This is a genomic window from Bradyrhizobium diazoefficiens (genome assembly GCF_016612535.1).
Taxonomy (GTDB): domain Bacteria; phylum Pseudomonadota; class Alphaproteobacteria; order Rhizobiales; family Xanthobacteraceae; genus Bradyrhizobium; species Bradyrhizobium diazoefficiens_C.
In genome coordinates this window covers 1,458,119-1,476,935 of record NZ_JAENXS010000001.1, presented here as the reverse complement: position 1 = coordinate 1,476,935, position 18,817 = coordinate 1,458,119, and the positions used below count along the sequence as shown (strand labels likewise).

The window sequence follows — 18,817 nt, the reverse complement described above, 5'->3', positions numbered from 1 at the left end:
ACATCACGATGCGCTGCTCCGATAGATACGACTTCATTGTCATTGGCGCAGGCTCCGCCGGCTGCGTTGTAGCGTCTCGGTTATCTGAATCCGGGAAGCATTCCGTTTTACTCGTTGAAGCGGGAGGCAAGGACAACAGCCCATGGATTCATATTCCTGTCGGCTATGCGAAGACCTTTACCGACCCGCGTGTAAACTGGCTCTCCGAAAGCAAGCCCGAGCCGAACTTAAACAATCGGCCCATGTTTCAGCCGCGAGGCAAGGTCCTCGGCGGCACAAGTTCTATCAACGGTATGCTCTACATAAGGGGCAACCGGGCCGATTTCGATGATTGGGCCCAGTTGGGCTGTGAAGGCTGGGACTACAAATCCGTCCTACCCTATTTCCGCAGGGCCGAGGACAACGAACGCGGCGCGGATGAATTCCATGGCGTCGGTGGACCGTTGCATGTCTCGAACCAGCCCAACCAAGCGCTTGCCGAGTTGCTGCTCGAAGCGTGTGTCCAGGCGGGCATCCCATATAACCCCGATTTTAATGGTGTTCAGCAGGACGGTGCGGGCTACTTTCAGGCGACGCTGAAAGCAGGGCGTCGGTGGAGTACTGCTACCGCATACTTGGAGCCCGCTCGGGGCAGAAGAAATCTCACGATTTTGACGAAAGCTCACGCGACACGAGTTGTCATCGAAAATCACAAACCAGTTGGAGTCGAATTTCGATCTAGAAACGAAATCTCCAGAGCATATGCCAACCGCGAGATCATAATCTCCGGCGGTGCCTTCGGTTCGCCGCATCTTCTGTTGCTATCGGGCGTTGGTCCAGGACAGCACCTCCAGGATATGGGGATTCCTGTCCTTCATGAACTCCCGGGCGTCGGCTCCAATTTGCAAGAGCACTTCGGCATTCCATGCGCTTGGCGGATCAATCGAAGACTGTCTATGAACCACCTCCGCGGGAGTTTGCCCCATCAACTTGCGGCAGGACTGAAATATATCCTCCATAGTAGTGGACCATTGGCTCAAACCGGAATCCATGTCGGCGTATTTTTCCGCAGCGATCCAAGGCTGGATCGTCCAGATCTCGAAATGATCATGAGAGCGTACAGCACAATGGGACGGACCGCTAAAAAGCTAATCCCTCATCCATTTCCGACCTTCGGCGTGGGCGTTCAGCACCTGCGCCCAGAAGGTCGTGGGACGGTTCGACTCAAAAGCCGCAACCCGATCGTTCAGCCGGAAATCCGGTTCAACTTCCTGCGTAGCGCTTACGACAACCAGGCGATGATAACCGGAATTCGGACTGCACGCAAAATTGCTGGTCAAGTTGCCTTGAAAGATCTCGTCGTTGAGGAAGTTCTACCCGGCCCGTCTATCGCGACGGATGAGCAGCTACTGGAGGAGATAAGGAGCCGTGGCGCGGCCTGCCTGCATCCCGTTGGGAGCTGCGCCATGGGGGTTGGGAACGATGCGGTGGTTGATTCCCGATTAAAGGTGCGGGGTATTGTGGGGTTGCGTGTGGTGGATGCGTCGATCATGCCATCAAACGTGCGTGGCCACACCAACGCGCCGACGATCATGATCGCGGAAAAGGCGTCGGACATGATTTTGGCCGACAATTAAGCAGTCCTCGCTCAACATTAACTGTAAGCGCTTAGCCGGGACCCTATTGAGGCTGGCTTGAAGTCATTGAGGCTGGCTTGAAGTCTTGCGGAATCGCCACGGCATGAGGTCTTCGATCCTGCTATGGGAAATGGCCGTCGATGATCGCCTCGAGTGTTCGGTGATGTAGGTACCGGCATCGTCATGTGGGATTTGGTGCTGTCGCCGTACGGTAAGGGAGGCACACCACGACGAAGCTCAAGCTTGGGCGGCTCCAAGACGAGAAGCCGGTCAAGCTCACGATCGAACTGCCGGGCGGCGGTCTTCAGGGATCCCAAGAGCTACGCCGAGATTGTGACGCGTAGCGGAGGTGCGACGACGCCGACCGAGCCTGCCGAATTGATCGCGCCGATGAGCGAGCGCTTCATGGTGGCCGACCGCACCTTCGCCAAGGCACGGCAAAATGCAGCTCAGTCCGGCCCTGCATCAGCCTCGCAACTGACGGCAAAGTAGGGTTGGAACGAATGAAGCTATTGACAATGGGATGAACCAAATGGTTCAACATTTCATGCCGCGAGAGACTGGAGAATGCTTAGGCCATGTCCGACGTAAACGAGCTGCGTCAACGGCTGATTTCGGCCGCAACTGAGATTACTGGAGTTAAGGGGATTCTGTCGTCGCCTGCCGAGACGGCTGGTTACCTGATGGATTGGCGGCGTCGTTACAAGGGCGAGGCGTTGGCCGTAGTGTTGCCCACGAGCGTGGAGCAGGTTTCGGAACTGGTCAAGCTGTGTTCCAGGCTCGGGATAGCAATAGTGCCGCAGGCGGGAAATACCGGAATGACCGGAGGTGCTATCCCCATCAACGATCGTCCTTCCATGATCCTCAACGTTTCAAAAATGAACCGGGTGAGAGAAGTAGATGGTCTGAACAATTCGGTCATTGTCGAAGCCGGCTGCATTCTGGCGACTCTGCGAGAGGTCGTAGAGCGGGCCGGCAAGCTGTTTCCAATGCTGCTTGGCAGTGTGGGGAGTTGCCAAGTTGGCGGCCTGGTTTCTACCAACGCTGGTGGCGTAAATGTCTTGCGCTATGGAAACATGCGCGACCTCGTGTTGGGCTTGGAAGTCGTCCTGCCGGACGGCAAGATCTGGAATGGCCTGAAGGTCCTGAGGAAGGACAATTCAGGGTACGATCTCAAGCAGCTCTTTATCGGATCAGAGGGAACGTTGGGGATCGTGACTGCCGCAGCGCTTAAGCTCTTTCCGCAGCCAACGAATAGCGGAACGGCGATGGTGTCACTGCCAAACATACAGGCGGCTGTCGACCTTCTGAGGATCTTTGCGGAAAGCGCAGGAGGCAAAGTCGAGGCGTTCGAAATCATCTCCAAGGGACAGCTCGAGAACGTTCTCGCGCATCACGGAGAGCCGTCCCCCATGCCTCTTTCCTCTCCATGGTATGTCATGATTGAGCTTGCGGACAGCAGCACCAATTGGGATCCGAACGAGATATTTGAGCAAATTCTAGCGGGGGCGGTCGAGCGCGATTTGGTCCATGACGCAGTAATTGCCTCGGATTCCAAGAAGGCCGAGCGACTATGGAAACTGAGGCATACAATCTCTGAAGCGAACATGCGAAAGGGATTCTCAGTTGCCAACGACACGTCCGTTCCCATTTCCAAGATAGCGCTCTTTATCGAACAGGTGGATGAGAGGCTCAAGCAGGAGTTCGAAGCCGCCGACGTGTACTATGCAGGTCATGTGGGGGACGGGAATATTCACGTCATTATAGTCTTCGATAGAAGTGTCTATGACACGGACGAAAAGCGAGAAAAGGCGGCTGCGCGCGCCAACTTCATTGTTCATGAAGCAAGTGTTGACCTCGAGGGCAGCATCAGCGCCGAGCACGGCGTTGGACTGATGCACATCGAGGAACTCGAGCGCTTCAAAAGCAATGTCGATCTTGAAATGATGGCTCGGATCAAGAGAGCTTTCGATCCAGGTAACATCATGAATCCCGGCAAGGTGCTGGCCACCCATCGTATTGACGCTCTTTGAAGAGATCAAAGAAATGAAACTTGTGTCTGCAGTCTATCGCGATATGCCCCGCGTGGGAGTCGTTTCGGGCGAAACAGCGATCCTGCTCCCGACGGAATTTAGCGATCTTTTGCCAATCATAGAGGGTGGGGCCGAAGCGCTGGCCGAAGTAAAGCGACTGGTCGGCGGGGAGGAAGCTGAGCACGTGGCGCTTGCAGATATGGCGCTTCTCCCGCCCATCCGGCGCTTTCGCCGTGACATCCTTTGCACGGGATGGAACTATCTCGACCACTTTAACGAAGGCAAAGAGAAGCGCGCCAGTCAAGATGTCAAGGAGCTACCGAAGGCGCCGACTTTCTTTACGAAGGGGCCCGATACCGTTATCGGGCCACGCGATCCCATCGCATTCGACTCGAGAATCTCGACCAAATGGGACTACGAGGCAGAATTGGCCGTGGTCATCGGAAAGGCCGGCCGCAGCATCCCCGAGCACGAAGCCGCGGCCCACATCTTCGGCTATTGTCTGGCAAATGATGTTTCGCAGCGGGACTTGCAGCGCCGGCACGGCGGCCAGTGGCTCAAGGGTAAGAGCATCGATGGGACGATGCCGATCGGTCCATACCTTGTAACCCCTGACGAAGTCGACCTCAGTACAGTCAGGCTTCAATGCCTATTGAATGGAGAAGTTCTCCAGGATGCTCTGGTCTCCCAGATGGCGTTTTCTGTGGAGAGGCTGATTGCGGAGCTCTCATTTGGGATGACATTGAGGCCCGGTGACATACTGCTGACCGGCACGCCAAGCGGCGTTGGTTTTGCCCGTACTCCGCCCGTCCTGTTGGCTGAGGGGGACGAGGTTATCGTACGCGCGACAGGTCTGGGCGAACTGCGAAACCGGCTCAAGCGGGTTGATCTTTTTGGCGATTCGGACATCTCGCTTCAATGAGACCGATATAGACATCAAGGCTACGGGACTATTGCGTTTCACAGCCGAACTGTCGCCGTCGCTGCTGCTCTTCCGCTGAAGAGTGGCCCCGCGCATCCGCCGGTATGGCCAAGAGACGGATGGCTATATACCCAAGGCGTCGCTAGAATATATCTGCCGGTCAGCCGGACTGGCATGATAGGAGATGCTGCGTGGGATCAGTGGAGCTGGTTGAGGAAATCAAGGAAATTTGCGTCGATTTGTCCGGGCAGGCCGTCGAGGCGGCTCATTATCTTATCAACAATCCGGACGAAGCGGCTTTCCACTCGATGCGGGAAATCGCTCGACGTGCAAACGTCCCCCCCGTGAGCCTTGTCCGGCTGGCCCAGCGCATGGGATTGCCCGGCTACGGCGAACTGCGGCAGCGCTTCATCGACACGATGCGCGATCGTCAGCAGAGGGATCGCCTGTCGACCACTCGCAACGAACAAACCGCAAGAGCACTAATCCACAAAATGGGCGAAGGCGCCCGATTGGATGACATCATCGAATCGTTTTTCGCAGCGGAGCTCGATGTTGTAAGGCGGGCTCGTGCGCATCTGTCCGAGGAAAAGGTGACCGAGGCAGTCGATCTTCTGGCGCATGCGCCAAAAGTATTTGTTTGTGGCAGAAGGACTACATTCACACCAGCTTATACATTGGCATATGCCTTACGAAAGGCGCGGCCAAACGTTATTCTCTTAGACAGCCCGGGAGGAGCACCCGAAAGTCTTCTCGAGGACCTCTTGCCCGGCGATGCGTTTGTGGCGGTAACTTTTGCACCCTTCAATCGGGTCGTTCATCGACTCGCTGAGAAGGCGGCCCAATCGGGAGGGCAGATAATCTCGATCACCGATAGTTTCGCTGCGCCTGTGAGTGAGCTTGCGGGTCTGCATTTTGTCGCGCAAACGTCCGGCCAGGCATTTCCAGAGTCGCCCCTCGGGGCGATTGCCATAGCCAATCTTCTCGCAGCCTTGGCGATCGGACGTCTTGGCGAGCCTGCACAAACCAGGATTCGCGAAAACGAGCGGTTCCTGCACGGATCTGGCGAATATCTCCTCTCGGGAAAACTTATCAAACGCCGGCGCCCCGCCGTCGCGGCTTCGCGAAAGCGCCCAGCAAAAGATAAGCGAAAAAAGCGTTAGCCAGGCCCGCGGACGAGTTCGCCGCTCGAAGCTTGCGCGCGGCAGCGGGTCACATTTTGTGCCGTTGGATCAAATGATCCACTTGACAGAAGTGTGGATCATGTTGTTCATTGGCCTATCTGATTTTCCGGAGAGTGCGAATGACGGGTCCAGGTCGGGGAGCTGGCGCAGGGGTGAGCGCGCCGCTAGCAAAATCGCGGTCTGAGGCCGCCTATCTACGCGAAGCCAAAGTCGTGCCGGGCGGATCGATGCGCGCCGCTCAATGGTTCAAGCCCCACCCTCCCTATGCTGCGCGGGGTGAGCGGTGTTGGGTCATTGACATCGACGGTCGGCGCATACTCGATTGTGCCAACAACTTCTTTTCGCTCATTCATGGTCATGCGTTTCCTCCGATCCTTGAGGCGGTGCACAGTGCGATGGCCGGCGGTACGGCATTCGGGCTGCCAACCGAAAGCGAGATTTTGCTTGCCGAGGCGCTGGCTGCTCGCAATCCAAGGATGGAGCAGACGCGTTTCTGCAATTCTGGAACAGAGGCGGTGCTCTCTGCGGTGAAGGGGGCTCGCGCCATCACCGGAAGGGAGAGGATTGCGAAATTCGAAGGTTGCTATCACGGTGCCTACGATTGGATGGAAGTCAGTCTCGATCCCGCGCCTGTCAATTGGAATGATGAGAATGGCGATCCCGCCTCGGTGCGGTGCAATGCGGGGGCGCCCGAGTCGGTACTGCGCGAAACAGTCGTGTTGCCGTATGACGATGCTCAACGTTGCGCTGACATTCTTCGCCGCGAGGGGCGATCTCTAGCTGCAATCGTTGTCGATCCTCTCGCCTCTCGGGCGGGAACGGTGCCAATGTCGAGAGAGACGACGGCTGTTCTGCGCGAGGCGTGCCAGCGTGATGGGATTTTGCTGATCGCAGACGAGGTCATCAGCTTTCGTCTTTCGTTTGATGGAGCATCGCGATCTTTCGGCCTCGAGCCGGATCTGATCGCAACCGCAAAGATCATTGGCGGCGGCTTGCCCATCGGAGCCGTCTCCGGCTCGGCAGATCTGATGTCGATCTTCAATCATGCCGAGGGCAAACCGAAAGTCTCGATGGGTGGGACATTCAGTGGCAATCCGCTGAGCATGGCGGCGGGGCTCGCGTCTCTTGCGCACTACTCGCAGTCAGCGATTGAACGGCTGAACGGACTGGGCGATCGGCTGCGCAATAAGGTCAGAGACGGCTTCTCTGCGGCCGGGGTTGAAGCAAGCTTTACGGGAATGGGATCGCTGTTCAGGCTTCATTTGGGGAGCGCCCATATCACCGGCTACCGGACGGCGTATGCCAGCCCGGAGAAGGCTCAGCTCATCCGGCGGATACAGTTTGCGATGCTGGATGAGGGTATCTTGCTCACGCCAAACTGCTCAGGCGCACTATCGACTCCAATGACTGAGGCTGAGGTCTCCTTGATCGCGGACAAGCTAGTGGCCGTCGTTGCCAGGGAAGTGGCGGGGCATGAACGCGTCGCTGTCGGCTGATCAGCGGCCGCGCCGACAATGCAGCAGTTCGACCGCCAGGATAGAACCGGGAATGTGTTGATGGGACCCACTCAATGTTAGTTGCGCCGTTTCGAATCGGAGTTGATGTTGGTGGCACCTTTACCGATCTTGTGCTCGTTGACGCTCGGGGAAGGGTCGAGGCATTCAAGTCGCCATCAGTTCCTGCAAATCCCGCTGAGGGAGTTCTCGCGACAGTCGAGCTGGCCGCTAAATCACTGAATAGCAGCGTTAAAGCCTTCCTCTCCAACACGGGCTTGTTCGTTCATGGATCGACGGTCGCCACGAACACGCTGCTCGAAAAGAAGGGAGCGAAGGTGGGGCTGTTGGTCACGGACGGCTTTCGTGACTCGCTGGAGATCCGTCGTTCTATCCGGGAGGACGTTTGGGATCACCGTCGGCCGTTTCCGCAAGTCCTCGTTCCTCGATATCTTCGGCTACCCGTCACGGAGCGGATAGAGGCTGACGGTACTGTACGAATTCCATTCGATCCCGAATCCGTTGCGGCCGCAGCGCGCGTCTTCGCGGAAGAGGGGGTAGAGGCGGTTGCGATCTGCTTTCTTCATGCTTACGTGAATCCTGCACACGAACGTGCCGCGAAGGCTGAGCTGCAGAAGCTCCTTCCCAAGGTATGGGTGAGTGCGTCATCAGACATCGCCCCAACAATCGGGGAGTATGAAAGAACCTCGACGACCGTCGTCAACGCATACGTGGCGCCGCGGGTCGTTCCCTACCTAAAAAGCTTGTCCGAGCGATTGGCTGCCCTGGGCCTGCCGCGCAAACTGCTGATGATCCAGTCGAACGGTGGTGCAATCTCAATCGACGAGATCGGCCATGCGCCGGTAAATCTGGTCCTATCCGGTCCTGCAGCAGGCGTTGGGTCGCTGAGGTTCTTCGGAAAAGATGCGGGCTCGGACCATTTGATCTCGATAGAGGTTGGCGGCACGAGTTGTGATGTCACCTTGATGCAGCGCGGTGAGGTCAGCATGACCGACCAGATCGTGCTCGACGGCTACCATCTCAATATTCCAGCCGTCGACATTCACACGGTCGGCGCGGGAGGCGGGACCATCGCCTCAGTAGATGGCGCGGGTCTTCTGAAAGCTGGGCCTGAAGGTGCCGGTTCGATGCCGGGCCCTGCCTGCTACAGCCGCGGCGGTGAACGTCCCACCGTGACGGATGCCCAATTGGTGTTGGGTCGCCTCAAGCCCGGTCCGTATGCCGGCGGCGCCATTATGTTGGATCTGGACAAGGCGAGGAGGGCGATCGAAATTCACATCGCCCAGCCGTTGAAACTGAGTGTTGAGGACGCCGCCGCCGGCATCATCCAGCTGGTTGAACGCAACATCCTTCACGCGGTGGAACGTTCCTCGCTTGAGAAGGGCTACAATCCAAGAAGCTTTGCGCTTGTGGCGGCAGGTGGGGCGGGGCCTCTGCATGGATCCGCCGCGGCTAGACTGCTTGGCAGTTCAACCCTGTACGTGCCCCGTCTTGCCGGCGTGTTCTGCGCCTTCGGCATGTGCAATTCGGATCTTCGCCATGACCATCTGCGAAGTTGGCTGCAGGACCTCGACGGCAAAACCGGTTCATCACGAGACCAGCTCGAGCACGGGTTCCAACAGATTGAGGCGGCGGCGGGCGAAGTCCTGACGCGAGAAGGCTTCGAGGGGAGTCGCGCAATTCTTCGACGCGGCTACGATCTGCGCTATTTCGGTCAACAATGGACAGTTGCCGTTGAATGTCCCTCGACCGACCCCGTAATCGTTCGCGCCAGTTTCGAAACTGCCTATGAACGTCTATTTGGATACGTGCAGCCTGGTGGGGCAATTGAAATCGTAAACCTGCGCGTTGCAGCGATCGGCAGGCTGGATCCGCTCGAGATCACTGGCGCTCTCCCCGTTGGTGCAGATCCGGTGCCGCAATCGCAACGGCGCGTGTGGATCGACAGAGAGACTGGGTTTGCCACCATTCCTGTCTATGACGGCACAATCCTTACGCCGCGTCAGCAACTGGTCGGCCCCGCGGTCATCGAGGAGGCCACCACCACGATCTTCGTCGGGCCAGGCGATCGGCTCGCGATAACTGATGCGGGCAATTATCGCGTGTCCATCGCTCACGCCGGAGCTGGAGCATAAGGCGAAGGGCTGTGACTGGCCAGGTTATGGCCGGCGGACCGAATGGCGTATCGGATGTGAATGCAGATGGGCTCGTCCGCCGGTTGGCGCAAGAATGATAGGTGAAACCATGAGCACCGCGGTGAGTTACGATCCTGTTCTGTTGGCCATTCTGCAGAAGCAGCTTGACCACATCAGTGTGCAGATGGGCGCGATTATGACCCGCACGGCACGCAGCCCCATCTTTAGCCAGAGCCACGATTTTTCTTGTTTCATAAGCAGCGCAGCGGGCGAGACAATCGCACAGGCCGACGGACTGCCGGTCCATTCCGGCGGCGGCGGTTTCGCTGTTCGCGCCGTACTTAGGGATTTTGCGGACCAGATCGACGATGGCGACGTCTTCATTCTCAGCGATCCCTATGTTGCGGGCGGCAACCATCTGCCCGATTGGACCCTCATCCGTCCGGTATTTGTCGGCGACGAGTTGGTGGGATTCTGCAGCAACCGGGCTCATCAATCCGACATTGGTGGCGGCGCCGCAGGAACCTACAATGCGGCTGCCACTGAGATTTTTCATGAGGGAATTCGGCTGCCCGTTCTCAAACTGATCGAAAGGGGCAAGCGACGGGACGACCTCTGGCGACTGCTGCTGCTGAATTCCCGTTGCCCCGATCTGATGGAGGGTGATGTCGGGGCGATGCTGGGCTCCACGCGCATCGGTGCTAATCGGACGGCCGAGATCGTCGGCCAGCTCGGTGTCGAGAGGGGAAAATCATATCTGACCTCTCTGCTGGACTACGGCGAGCGGAGAATGCGCCAAGCGATCTCGGCACTCCCGGACGGCACCTGGGAAGGTTTCGATGTTAGCGACACGGATTGCTTCGAAAGCGTTGATGTTGAGACGCGAGTGAAGGTGACGATCTCCGGCGACAAAATCACGTTCGATTTCACCGGTACGTCGCCGCAAATCAAAGGGTTTAAAAACAGCGGCATCGCCAACACGCACTCGTCCGTCTACTGCGCCCTTTCTTCGTTCCTGGATCCCGATATTCCCCGTAATGAGGGTGTCTATCGTTGCGTCAAGATCATTGCTCCGGAAGGTACGATCGTAAATGCGCTGCCGCCGGCTCCCATGACGATGAATACCGTGTTTCCAGCGATCGATATCATGAATGCATGCTGGCGAGCGTTAGCGCAAGCAGAGCCAGGTCGCGCGTGCGCGGGCTGGGGCAAGTCCGTCCATAGCAGCTCGGCCGGAAAGAAGGCCTCTGGTGAGGTTTTCGTCCTCTACCATTGGCATGGCAGCGCAGGTGGCGGAGCGGTGAACGGGCGCGATGGTTTCCCGACCAGCAGCCATCAGATGACGCTGGGCGGAATGTTCATCCCGAATGTGGAAACCTATGAGCAGAGTTATCCGATCCGCATCCATCGTTACCAGATGCGCTCCGAGTCCGCGGGCGCCGGCCAATACCGGGGCGGAACGGGCGTCGACTATGTTGCCGATATCCTGGCCGGCGGAGAGCACTCACTGCGTGGTGAGGGCGCCCGCAAACCGACGGGCGCGGGCGTCAATGGCGGGCTTTGGGGCGCCAAAGGCTCGCTGAAAGCCTTCGATTTGGCGACGGGAGATGAATTCTACTGCCCGCAATACGGTGTTCAGCAGGTCAAGCCGTTTCGTATCGTTATCGAATCGTCCGCGGGGGGCGGTTGGGGCCATCCTCACAAGCGCGATGCAGGCGCAGTCCTGCGCGATGTCCGTGATGAACTCGTTTCGCCAGAAACTGCTCTGGCGGTTTATGGCGTCGAGATCTCAGCAGACCGGAAGTCGATAGTATCGACCAAGGCAAGGCATGGAGACTAAGCCACAAGGAAACTATTGGGCGGATTGCACAACGTGAAGACGGTGATTGCTCGCGCGGCTGTAACAGAGCCGCCGAACAAGGATTCAGGGCAATTCCTCTGCTGGCGATCTTTTGAGGTTGTTCGTCGCAACTTCCTCCCGCGACGGACCATCACTGGCCGCCCCTCCTTGGGGCGGCCATTTTTCTTCCGCGTGAGCTCTTGACTTTACACTTGGATGAGTTTGGACGACCGGCAATGCCAGATCAAGCTGAAGCGGTCCCGTATTCGAGGCGGCCACGCGACTATTCGCGCAGGTTGGCGATCACCTGCAGATCCTGGGGATGGACAGAGATCGGCTGCTCTACCCGAAGCGCCATCGCGGCGTCCTGTCCCATCCACAGGGCGACAGTCATACCGAGGTCTTCCAAGTCTACCGTGTGCAGGGAGCGCGCTGAATGTCTCTGATTAAACACTCCGAGAACCTCTTTGAGTTTCGAGACACTTGTAACGTTTACATCCTGAAGAGTGGCGCCGAATGCCTGCTGATCGATACAGGATCCGGGGCGGTTATGCAGCATCTCCCCGGTATCGGCATCGAGCGGGTCGCCTGGGTTCTTCACACCCATCACCACCGCGATCAATGCTGGGGAACGTCTGTCGTCCAGAAGGCCGGAGCGAAAATTGCCGTACCTGAATACGAGCGACACCTGTTTGACAATGTAGAGGCCTATTGGCAAGCGAAGCGCATCTACGGCAACTACAATGACACCAACACATTCTTCTCACTAGGAACCAACGTTCCTGTCGATGCAATCCTCGAAGATTACGCCACTTTTGTCTGGAAGGAGTACGAGTTTCGTGTGCTGCCGGCGAAGGGACATACGTACGGCATGGTTAGCCTCATCGCCGAAGTGGACGGCCGAAAGGTCGCGTTTACCGGCGATCTGATGACGAGCGGCGGTAAGCTCTATCAACTTCATGCAATGGAATATAGCTACGGCAGCCTGGTTGGCGTTGAATTTACAATGCAGTCGATTCTCGCCTTGAAACGAGAGAATGTGGCGACTGCATACCCATCACATGGGACGCCGATACGAGAAGTAGCAGGGGACATTCGCAAGCTCGAATCGAGACTTGAGGCGCTTGCGGATTTAGGCAGGCTTTCTACGTCGGGCTTCAGTAGTATTTTCTTCAAGGACTGGCAGACTATACGCGAGAGCAAACTTCAGCCGATCACCCAGCACCTGCTGTGGGCAGGACCATACACCTGCTCCAATTTCTATGTCGTGCTGAGTGGTAGCGGCCACGCCATGCTGATTGACTACGGGCTGACTTCTTTGGCCCATCTCCATATTTCCAATGATCATGGTAGCTATCAGGCCCTGCGTTTCGTTCAGCATCACCTCGAGCAGCTGCGCGACGACTACGGGGTGCGGGAGATTGAACTCGTCATTCCCACCCACATTCACGACGACCATGTCTGTGGCATACCGTTTCTCCAGCGGCATTTCGGTACTCAGTGCTGGGCTCTTGATTGTGTCGCCGAGGTCATTACGGCACCCGATGCGTGGGCGAGTACCCCTTGTTGTTTCCACCGGCCTATACAGGTGCAACGCACACTGCGAGATGGCGAAGAGTTTCATTGGAGAGGATTCGATTTCGAGATCCATCACGCTCCAGGTCAGACCGAATACCATGCGATGATCTTAGGCGAGATCGATGGCAAGCGGATCGTGTTCGGCGGGGATAATCTCTTCCTGTTCAATCCTCAGGCGGGGGAGATTGATCGCGACATTGCCATCCAGTCGACAGTCATGCGTAACAGTTTTCAGTTGGACATGCATCGCCGCTGCGCGAATGTGATGCGCGTGATGAAACCCGATCTTTTATGCCCCGGGCATGGAGAATTGATCCCCATGACTCAATCGCGCGTCGCAGAGTATACCGACTATATCGACCGCAAGGAGACAGCCTTCCGCGAAGTCGTCAATGAACCCGCAAACCATTTCATCGATCTGTTCTGGGCGCGGATGCTGCCCTATCTTTTAGAGGCGCGCCCGAACAGCGAAGTCGCATACGCGGTCAAGATTCGTAACAATCTTGAGCGCTCGGCCGTCTTCAGCGCCCGGCTGCTACCGGCATTTGGATGGACCTCGCATGGAGGCCTGGAAAGCATTCCGCTTGAGCCTGGCGAGCGAGGCGAAATATTGTTCAGTGCGATCGCACCGTCCCGGGCCGATCCACGACGAAGGCTCATGACCGCTGAGATCTTGATCGACGGTGTATCGCAGGGGCCCATCTGTGAGGCTCTGGCATGGACTTCGCCGGATTAGAGCAGAATGGCTATCTGCACACGCCGACATTCGGAGCCTCCGATGATCTCATGATCCCGACGACCGAGCTCGCCGTCGGAGACATCCTCGATCTGCTAAATTCCCAAGGCTGGCGGCTAGCCGCCGCTTGGCCAGACCTCAATTCGTTCGAAAGGAAGACAAGTGTTCCAAAGCACGATGATGGACGTGCCACTCTCGCTTAATCATCTGCTGGAGCGCGCGGGCAAGATTTTTGCCTCTAACGAGATCGTCTCACGGCTGCCTGACAAGAGCCTTCGCCGGCACACCTACGGTGAATTCTATCGGCGCACGCGCTCGCTCGCGTCGGCGCTGCAGCGGCTCGGTCTTAAGAAAGGTGACCGCGTTGCCACGCTGTGCTGGAATCATCACGCTCACCTGGAGTGCTATTTCGGCATCCCAGCGGCGGGCGGTGTGATGCACACGCTGAACCTGCGACTGACGCCCGACGAGATCGGCTGGATTGCGGCAAACGCTGGCGACCGCTTCCTGATCGTCGACGATATCCTCTTGCCCCTGTACAAGCAATTCGCGCATTTGCACCAGTTTGAGCGCGTGATCGTCTTCCCGTTCTCGGGGGCGCGGGTTCCGCCGGACACGGAAGATTACGAAATCCTGCTAAATCGCGCCGATCCCGAAGCTTTCGAATATGAGGCGCACGAGGAAACCGACCCGGTTGCAATGTGCTACACGTCCGGTACGACCGGCCGTCCGAAAGGCGTGGTGTACTCCCACCGTTCGACCATCCTGCACATGCTGGTCGGAAGCCTGGGCGAGTTCTGGGCGCTGCGCAGCACCGACGTACTGCTGCCCATCACGCCGATGTTCCACGTGAACGCCTGGGGTATTCCCTACGGTGCAGTGAACCTGGGTGCGAAGCTCGTGTTCCCCGGACCGCACCTGCATTCCGACGACATCCTCGACCTGATGCAGATCGAGCCGCCGACGATGGCCTTCGGAGTGCCGACAATCTGGATGACCTTGTTGCAGACCTTCGAGGCGGCGCAGGCCGAAGGTTCGCCCGACCGCGGCCGATGGAAGTTGCCGAAACCGCTGCGCGCCGTGACCGGCGGCGCAACCGTGCCCGAGTCTTTGATTCGCGCGCTCGACAGGCATGGCGTGTGGATCGAGCAGGGATGGGGCATGACCGAAACGTCTCCTCTCTGCACCAGATCGTACCGGCGGGCGGAACTGCGCGATGCAGGCAATGAGGAGAAGTACCGTCGCGCCGCCATGGCCGGCGTGCCTGTGCCACTGGTGGAGCTGCGGCTGTGCGGTGACGAAGGCGAGCAGCCGTGGGACGGCAAGAGTGTAGGCGAGATTCAGGTGCGTGGGCCGTTCATTACGGGATCCTATCACGATACGCCCGTTTCGAGCGACAAGTTCACCGAGGATGGCTGGCTACGCACCGGCGACGTCGCCTCAATCGATCCGCTCGGTTTCGTGCGGATCACCGACCGGACAAAGGACCTCATCAAATCCGGCGGCGAATGGATCAGCTCGGCCGATCTCGAGAATGCATTGATGGAGCACCCCGCGGTCGCCGAAGCAGCGGTGATCGCGATCCCAAACGAGAAATGGAGCGAGAGGCCGCTCGCTTGCATCGTACTCAAGCCTGGCAAGCAGGCGGACACGAAGGAGCTCAGTGCGCACCTCCTGGCGCGCAGTTTCGCAAAATGGCAGTTGCCCGATCGCTACGAGTTCATCGACTCAGTTCCGCGAACGTCGACCGGCAAGTTCTGGAAAGCGAAGCTGCGAGAACGATTTCCGCAGTGAGTTGCTCTCCGTCGCTGAGCGCATGCGGTGTCAGCAGGGCATAATCAAATCGCACTCGTGAAAGCAGGACCGTGGGGAAGGCTTGTACCAGGAGCGCGCAATCTGGCGAACGGCTGCTGCTCACGTTTTCCGGAACGATCAAACGAGTGAAGCAGAAGCCCACCACTAGGGCAGCGAACGGCTCGCCAGATGGTCCGACGGCGACGATCGGACCGCATCTGCCAGTCGCAAGAAGTTTGAAAGCAGCTCGTCGCCGTGTTGGGTCAGTATCGACTCCGGATGGAACTGCACGCCATAAGTCGGCTGATGGCGATGGGCAAGGGCCATGATCTCGCCTTCTTCGCAACGCCCGGTCACTGTGAGCTCCGGCGCGCACAACTTGTCGAGCTCGACGACAAGAGAATGGTAGCGCCCGACGCGAAGCGGAGACGGAAGTCCTTCGAAGAGGCCGCGAGCGTTATGCGATATGCGAGAAGATCGGCCATGCATAGGGCGGCGTGCACGAGTTACCCGTCCGCCGAAAACACTCCCGATGCATTGATGTCCTAGACAGATTCCGAGAATTGGGATCCTACCGGAAAGTTCACGAACGGCGGCGGTGGATATTCCGGCCTCGTTTGGAGTGCATGGCCCCGGGGAGATAACCAGGGCGCGCGGCTTGAGGCCAACAAGGTCGCTGACGCCGACCGCGTCGTTGCGGATCACCTCGGTTGCCTCACCGAGCCTGCGGAAGTAGCGAGCAATATTGAAGACAAACGAATCGTAGTTGTCGATAATGATAATCACGACGCGCCCGGTGCACGAAATGCATCGAAGATCCGTGCCGCCTTGGCAAGCGTCTCCTCGTATTCGGCGTCTGGGTCCGACAAGGCCGTGATCCCGCTACCCGCATGGAAGACCGCGCGATCCCCTTCAATCGTCACCGTACGAATCGCAATATTTGTGTCCATGTACCCGTTGAAGCCGATGTAGCCAATCGCCCCACAATAGACGTCCCTTGCGATCCCCTCAATTTCAGCGATGATTTCCATCGATCGAACCTTTGGTGCTCCCGTAATGGAGCCGCCGGGAAAGCTGGCGCGAAGCAGGCTGAGGGCGTCTCCATCTGTTTCAAGCTCACCGGTCACGACCGAAACGAGGTGGTGCACCGAAGCATAGGATTCGAGCTTGCACAGCACTGGAACCGCAACGGAATGTAGCGTGCAAACACGTGACAGATCATTGCGCAAGAGATCGACGATCATCGTGTTCTCGGCACGATCCTTCTCGGAATTAAGAAGGGTTTCGGCGCGGCGATGGTCTTCCTCGAAATCAGCCGAACGCGCGATCGTCCCCTTGATCGGGCGCGTTTCGACCTGCCGCCCGTCGAGCTTGACGAATCGTTCCGGAGAGCTCGAGGCGACCGTCAGCATGCCGTAGCGCAGAAGGGCAGCGAAGGGGGCCGGGTTCAAGGATCGGAGCCGACAATAGAAGCCAACCGGGTCAAATAATGTCGGCAAGCGGGCGCTGAAGCGCTGCGCGATATTGGCTTGGAAGACCTCTCCAGCCAGAATCAGGTTGATGACACGCCGTACGGCCGCAACGTAATCCTCACGATGGAAGTTCGAGTGCCATGTCCCCACTGCAACGGTGTGTTCGGCGGCGGGCGGTTTTGGCTTCGCAAGGAGTGCGGCAAACTCCTTGGCGCGACCGCGTGCTCGCTCCCTTCGGCGGGCGGGATCCTGCTCCGGCCATCCCGTTGACACGATCCAGCATCTGCGATGAGGGTGGTCGAAGCTGACGACAACGTCATAGAAATGCAGGATGGATTGCGGCAGACCGAGGTCGGTACGTTGCGCCGGCAAGCGCTCCAATGTCCGGCTTAGATCATAACCGAAGAATCCGGCGGCGCCTCCCTGGAACGGTGGAAGATCGGGTCGATACTCTTGCGGATAGTTCGCAAGCCGTGCCCGAAGCAGTTCCCATGGATCGCCGTCGAGAGCCTCATCGTTCCAGAACGCTCGCCCGTCCACGACCTTGTAGGTGCTGAAGGGATCGCAAGACAGATACGAATAGCGCCCGAGCAACTCATTGCTTGCTGCGCTATCGAAGAACGTAAGGTTGGCGCGATGCGCCAGCTTTTGCATTGCTGTGATTGGCTCAATCCAGGGCAGCTCGCGAACATGCATCCGACTGATCAGTTTCGGAATGCTGACGCGCCTGGACCGGCGCCGCCAATGTGACACCGACTGCCAGGCGAGCGGCGATCGCTCCACCCACTCAAGAGGCCGATCATCAGGTCAACTTCTGCTATGGGTACATTGGCGATGTGGACAGCCTATGGTCCATCTTCGGGCAAATCGGAAGGGACAATGTAATCGGCTGCGAACCGCAGCTCCCGGAGCGGTCGAACTCGTCTGATTGCTTCCTGATAGAGATCGTGCGCTTTGTAAGCTGCAAGTTCCATCTCGTTGTCGAACTCCCCATAAACCACGATATCGATGTCATTGCCGAGCTGATCAGTCTTGCGGTTACGAGCGACCTCGAGCCGTTGTGCATGCGGGATCGTGGTGAGAACCAACAGGCCATCGACGATTTGGTCAATGTGGGACTTATCTTTGGCGGTGAATAGAACGATGTGACGGATCATGGAAGCCGTGGAGTGATGTCGCAAGGAATTCATAACTATCGTCGGACGCAGCTCGCCGCAACCTCTCGCTCAGCTTGTCGCCTCGCGCAGTGAGAGGATCGATGATCTGGCTCTGTTGAGACGTTTCGGAGGATCGAGGCAACCAGGCGAAATCTTGTCGGCTCATGAGGCGGGAAGGGTAAGCCGTTCTATGGTTTGAATGTGACGCGCGAGCAGGTTACAAGCGTGGTCGAAGTTGCGAGCGCGCAACGCTTGCAGAATCAGGCGGTGATCCTGGTTAGACCGCGGTCGCCAGCCGGCAGTCCTCGCCATCGCGAACACCAATCGAGAGTTTGCAAGCTGGAGTCCGTCGAGGCTCGCGAGAAGGCGCGGCATGGCGCACGGCATCACCAGCGCCTGGTGAAAAGCGCGGTTGGTCCTCTCAAACTCCTCGATAGTCTGGGCATTGTCGCTTTCAATCAGGGCGAGTTCGATCCGTGCCAAATGAACCGATGTGAGTCTTGGCGCCGAATTGCGCAACGCGACCACTTCGAGCGCGGCACGCATCTCGGCGATCTCCTTCACTGCATGTGTATCAAGCGGTGCAACCCGGACACCGCGACGCGGTACAGCTACCACAAGATGTTGGGCCTGCAATTGCCGAAAGGCTTCGCGCACCGGGACGTGACTGGAATTGAATTCCCGCGCGATGTGATCCTGCCGGAGGGGAGCGCCTGGCTGCAGTGTCCCGCTGATGATGCGCTCAGCGATTGAGTCCGCAATGCGCGCGACGACCGTCGTGTTCTCATCAGCGATCATAGATTATCTATCGCAAAAACGGGTGCATCGGCGAGGAG

Annotated in this window: 13 protein-coding genes and 1 pseudogene; 10 read left to right on the top strand and 4 right to left on the bottom strand. The window is 58.0% G+C overall.

Going from position 1 to position 18,817, the window contains the following annotated elements; genetic code table 11:
* Window positions 1-8: 8 nt before the first annotated feature.
* From JJE66_RS07025 to JJE66_RS06980, 10 genes and pseudogenes are all read left to right on the top strand, one after another.
* Window positions 9-1,616, top strand: coding sequence for a GMC family oxidoreductase (locus JJE66_RS07025; RefSeq protein WP_200513394.1), 1,608 nt, complete (start codon window positions 9-11; stop codon window positions 1,614-1,616).
* Between the two features lie 230 nt (window positions 1,617-1,846).
* Window positions 1,847-2,108 (top strand): annotated as a pseudogene (locus JJE66_RS07020) (DUF2274 domain-containing protein); the annotation flags it as partial.
* 86 nt (window positions 2,109-2,194) lie between these two features.
* Window positions 2,195-3,649 (top strand): FAD-binding oxidoreductase, encoded by a 1,455-nt coding sequence (locus tag JJE66_RS07015; RefSeq protein WP_200513392.1) that lies wholly within the window; start codon window positions 2,195-2,197, stop codon window positions 3,647-3,649.
* Window positions 3,636-4,571, top strand: coding sequence for a fumarylacetoacetate hydrolase family protein (locus JJE66_RS07010; protein WP_246756111.1), 936 nt, complete (start codon window positions 3,636-3,638; stop codon window positions 4,569-4,571). The genes JJE66_RS07015 and JJE66_RS07010 overlap by 14 nt, the downstream gene beginning before the upstream one ends.
* A gap of 191 nt (window positions 4,572-4,762) precedes the next feature.
* Window positions 4,763-5,734: a MurR/RpiR family transcriptional regulator gene (locus tag JJE66_RS07005; protein WP_200513390.1), complete on the top strand. Its 972-nt coding sequence runs from the start codon at window positions 4,763-4,765 to the stop codon at window positions 5,732-5,734.
* Window positions 5,735-5,907: 173 nt separating this feature from the next.
* Complete coding sequence (locus tag JJE66_RS07000) at window positions 5,908-7,251, top strand: aminotransferase class III-fold pyridoxal phosphate-dependent enzyme (protein WP_311979830.1); 1,344 nt, start codon at window positions 5,908-5,910, stop codon at window positions 7,249-7,251.
* Window positions 7,252-7,325: 74 nt separating this feature from the next.
* Window positions 7,326-9,404, top strand: coding sequence for a hydantoinase/oxoprolinase family protein (locus JJE66_RS06995; RefSeq protein ID WP_200513386.1), 2,079 nt, complete (start codon window positions 7,326-7,328; stop codon window positions 9,402-9,404).
* Window positions 9,405-9,513: 109 nt separating this feature from the next.
* Window positions 9,514-11,244 (top strand): hydantoinase B/oxoprolinase family protein, encoded by a 1,731-nt coding sequence (locus JJE66_RS06990; protein WP_200513385.1) that lies wholly within the window; start codon window positions 9,514-9,516, stop codon window positions 11,242-11,244.
* Window positions 11,245-11,680: 436 nt separating this feature from the next.
* On the top strand, window positions 11,681-13,558 hold the full coding sequence (locus JJE66_RS06985) for an MBL fold metallo-hydrolase (protein ID WP_200513384.1): 1,878 nt from the start codon (window positions 11,681-11,683) through the stop codon (window positions 13,556-13,558).
* Between the two features lie 162 nt (window positions 13,559-13,720).
* Window positions 13,721-15,352 carry a long-chain fatty acid--CoA ligase gene (locus JJE66_RS06980; protein ID WP_200513382.1) on the top strand — a complete coding sequence of 544 codons (1,632 nt, stop codon included), beginning with the start codon at window positions 13,721-13,723 and terminating at the stop codon, window positions 15,350-15,352.
* A gap of 165 nt (window positions 15,353-15,517) precedes the next feature.
* Here JJE66_RS06980 and JJE66_RS06975 read toward each other — a convergent pair whose 3' ends face one another.
* The 4 genes from JJE66_RS06975 to JJE66_RS06960 form a co-directional block, all read right to left on the bottom strand.
* Entirely contained in the window at window positions 15,518-16,138 is a 621-nt protein-coding gene (locus JJE66_RS06975; RefSeq protein WP_200513380.1) for an aminodeoxychorismate/anthranilate synthase component II, read from the bottom strand.
* On the bottom strand, window positions 16,135-17,520 hold the full coding sequence (gene pabB, locus JJE66_RS06970) for an aminodeoxychorismate synthase component I (protein ID WP_200513378.1): 1,386 nt from the start codon (window positions 17,518-17,520) through the stop codon (window positions 16,135-16,137). The genes JJE66_RS06975 and pabB overlap by 4 nt, the downstream gene beginning before the upstream one ends.
* Before the next feature lie 149 nt (window positions 17,521-17,669).
* A complete protein-coding gene (locus JJE66_RS06965; protein ID WP_200513376.1) occupies window positions 17,670-17,981 on the bottom strand; it encodes a Dabb family protein in 312 nt (103 codons plus the stop codon).
* Window positions 17,982-18,143: 162 nt separating this feature from the next.
* Complete coding sequence (locus tag JJE66_RS06960; protein WP_200513374.1) at window positions 18,144-18,779, bottom strand: GntR family transcriptional regulator; 636 nt, start codon at window positions 18,777-18,779, stop codon at window positions 18,144-18,146.
* Window positions 18,780-18,817: the final 38 nt, after the last annotated feature.